The following is a 3193-nucleotide window of genomic DNA, read 5'->3' on the forward strand; positions in this document are numbered from 1 at the left end:
TAATTTTAATTTTATTGTTTTTAGGTTCCTCGTCTTTGTATTATATATTACCTAATGTAAAATTAAATTTCGTTGATGTATTCCCAGGAGCTTTATTAACCGTGATATTATGGATAATAAGCGGCTATTTGCTTTCAACTTATATAGTCTACTACAACCAATTAAATTTAATGTACGGTTCCCTTGGTAGTATAATAGTTACATTAATATTCTTCTATATTATAAATATGATATTTATCTATGGTGCAGAATTTAATTATCTAATGAAAAATTATGAAAATATAGAGTGAAGTGCAGCTTAAAGCACTTCATAAGTATTTAGTTTTACAAAAATAAAATAATTAATTGAAACAATTTCGGCAGTTTTATATTTAAAACTTTATATCAATCTTTATTTTAGTTGTAAAAAAACAATTATTTTTTAGATTTAAAATACAAATTATTTAAAAAACTCCGCTTTAAATAACATAAAGCTCTCTTGAGATGATGTCGGTAATGGAGTTAAATTATATTGCGGATCGAAAGCATTACCGTAAATTTTTTCTATTTTTTGGAGAGAATTAGGAGATTTTAAAGCCAATAATATTGATTTTAAAATAGTAAAAATTGCTATATACGGATCAGTTTCGGGAGAAGATAACCGATGTTCTAAACGTTTAGGAAAAGAATTTGGAATTCGTACGGCTACGCTTCTGTTATTTCCACCGTATGATATATGCGTAGGAGCCATAAATTTTTTATTTATCCGTGAATAATCTAGAGTAGTTGGCATAAAAGCGAGTAGGGTGTCTAACATATAGTGACATAGCCCTTGTGCTGCTAAAATTATGTAATAATCATTGAACTCGGAATTAAAATTAATATGAAAATGCATGCTACTACCATAATCATCTAAAAACGGCTTAGGAGAAAAATCTATATAACCGTTTAACTGCTGTGCCATTTTTTTTAAAATAGTTTTAACCTCCAATATATTTTTTATATATTGTATTAAGTTTGCAGAAGGAGGGAGGTCTATTTCAAATTGGTTATTACCTTTTTCTTTTTTTATTTTAGAAATTTTAAATCTAGCTAAGTATTTTCTTGAAAGTATTTCAAATTTAGCTATATCAATATTGGGACTTAAATAAAACTCTATTTCTACGCCTATAATAGGAATTAGGTTATAGTCTTGGTAAAATTGTACTATTATTTTTTCCAACTGTTTATTTTTTTGTAAACGGTTGGATAAGGTATTGATAAAACTATTATAATTAATATGGGGCATTTTCATGAAAGGATTAATAAACGAATCAATTTATTATAAAATTTTTGATAAAACATTCAATAATTCTAGTCATAGATATATAAAAAAAAATAACTCTATAAATGAAACAGAAATAGTTGAAAACAAGAAATCTATTACTACTTATTTTAAAGCACAAGATATTTTAATTTTAAATCAAGTGCATGGCAACCAAATTGTTAATGCTGATGATTCTATAATTGCCGTACCTGACGCAGACGGAAGCATTACAACTAAAAAAAATTTAGTATTAGCGGTACAATCAGCAGATTGTGTACCGGTACTACTTGCAAGTGGCGACGGTAAAATAATCGGAGCAGCGCATGCTGGTTGGAAAGGAAGTATAAATAATATTATCAGTAATATAGTTACTAAAATGACAGAAAAAGGAGCAAAGAATTTAATAGCAGTGATAGGTCCTGCTATAGCTCAAAGTTCGTATGAGGTTGATGAGGAATATTATAAAGCTTTCCTAAGTAAGGATATTAACAATAAACAGTTTTTTATAAACTCAATAAAAGAAAATCATTATATGTTTGATTTACCGGCTTTTGTAGAGTTAAAACTTAAAGAAGCAGGCGTTAAAGATATAAAAAATATTGGTGAAGATACTTACACAAATCCGTTAAAATACCCAAGCAAAAGACGCTCATTTCACTTGCAAGAACCTTATAATGAGAATATATTGTCAGCTATCGTAATAAAATAGGAATTGCTAAATAAATATTGATGGTTTGAAAAAGCTACGTCATTGCGAGGAGACGTTGTTGCATGGATCGAAAAGCCTAACCAATGTCATTCCCGCGTAGGCTGGAATCCAGCCATATAAAAACAAATTTTTATATTCTGTAGTAATATTGAAGTTATTTTTCTAGATTCCCGCCTACGCGGGAATGACATAAACCGGTCTACGCAACAACACCTGCTCGCAATGACGACATTTATCTTTATTTAGCAATACCAAAATAACTCTTTATTTATCCGGAGTATATTAATGAATCAAGATAAGCCTTACTATCAAATAGTTTATGCACCCAACGATATTTTTAAAAAACAAGCAGAATATATAGACGTTGTTGATGATAATATTCGTACTATTGTAGATAAAATGCTTCAGACTTTGCATATAGAAAGAGCAGTGGGCCTCGGTGCTAATATGGTTGGAATATTAAAGCGTATAGCGGTAGTTGATCTACATGAAAATAATAAATCATCACCTATAGTTTTTATTAATCCGGAAATAACTTATTTTTCTGAAGAAAAACAAACTTTTATTGAGGGTTCTTTATCGTTTCCGGGCATTGAAGCATCTATTACACGCTCAAAAGCAATCAAGGTAAAGTATCTTGATTATAACGGTAATAAACAAGAATTAGAAGCAGAAAGCTTTTTAGCCACAGTGATTCAGCATGAAATAGATTATTTAAACGGCAAAACTTTCTTAGATCATTTATCAAAACTTAAGCGTGATACACTCCTTAAAAAGATGCTAAAGCACATAAAACTTCATCCTCCTCACGTTCACGGTAGCGGTTGTCGGCATTAAGGCTATTAAAAAATTGACAATGATATATAATTTTATTACAATATGATTAATTAATTTTAATAGTTTAACATGTTAATTAATGGTCAACCGGTAGTAGGTACTACACAAGAAATATTACAACAACTATCCGAGTTACCATCTAGCTTTGCAGATAATAATAGATGGACTAAGAATAATTTTGAAAGAGGAAGCACAGCTTCAGACTTGTATTCTAAAGCTTTTAGTGCTAATTCATCAATAGAATTAGCAGAAATTAGCACTAAACTACCTTCATTAATCAAAGAAAACTCATATACTACTTTTTTTTGCATATAATAAAATTGGTGAAAAGTATAGTGAATTATGCGATAATCAAAAAGGAA

5 protein-coding genes are annotated in these 3193 nt (G+C 29.2%); 3 read left to right on the forward strand and 2 right to left on the reverse strand.

The features are described 5' to 3' along the window. The coding region (locus AC1Z7D_RS06660; protein ID WP_482603047.1) for a YihY/virulence factor BrkB family protein at positions 1 to 290 on the forward strand (290 nt) is incomplete at its 5' end. Positions 291 to 439: 149 nt separating this feature from the next. On the opposite strand, the gene AC1Z7D_RS06665 is transcribed toward AC1Z7D_RS06660, so the two are convergent. Continuing rightward, positions 440 to 1273 (reverse strand): type I glutamate--ammonia ligase, encoded by an 834-nt coding sequence (locus AC1Z7D_RS06665; protein ID WP_482603049.1) that lies wholly within the window; start codon positions 1271 to 1273, stop codon positions 440 to 442. Here AC1Z7D_RS06665 and pgeF point away from each other — a divergent pair. Both pgeF and def read left to right on the forward strand, forming a co-directional pair. Next, positions 1272 to 1994 carry a peptidoglycan editing factor PgeF gene (gene pgeF / locus AC1Z7D_RS06670; protein WP_482603051.1) on the forward strand — a complete coding sequence of 241 codons (723 nt, stop codon included), beginning with the start codon at positions 1272 to 1274 and terminating at the stop codon, positions 1992 to 1994. The genes AC1Z7D_RS06665 and pgeF overlap by 2 nt on opposite strands. A 285-nt stretch (positions 1995 to 2279) precedes the next feature. After that, positions 2280 to 2831: a peptide deformylase gene (gene def, locus AC1Z7D_RS06675; protein WP_482603053.1), complete on the forward strand. Its 552-nt coding sequence runs from the start codon at positions 2280 to 2282 to the stop codon at positions 2829 to 2831. 83 nt (positions 2832 to 2914) lie between these two features. On the opposite strand, the gene AC1Z7D_RS06680 is transcribed toward def, so the two are convergent. Beyond that, positions 2915 to 3193: hypothetical protein (locus AC1Z7D_RS06680; protein WP_482603055.1), on the reverse strand; the 279-nt coding region annotated here is incomplete at its 5' end.

This window comes from Rickettsia sp., assembly GCF_965035265.1.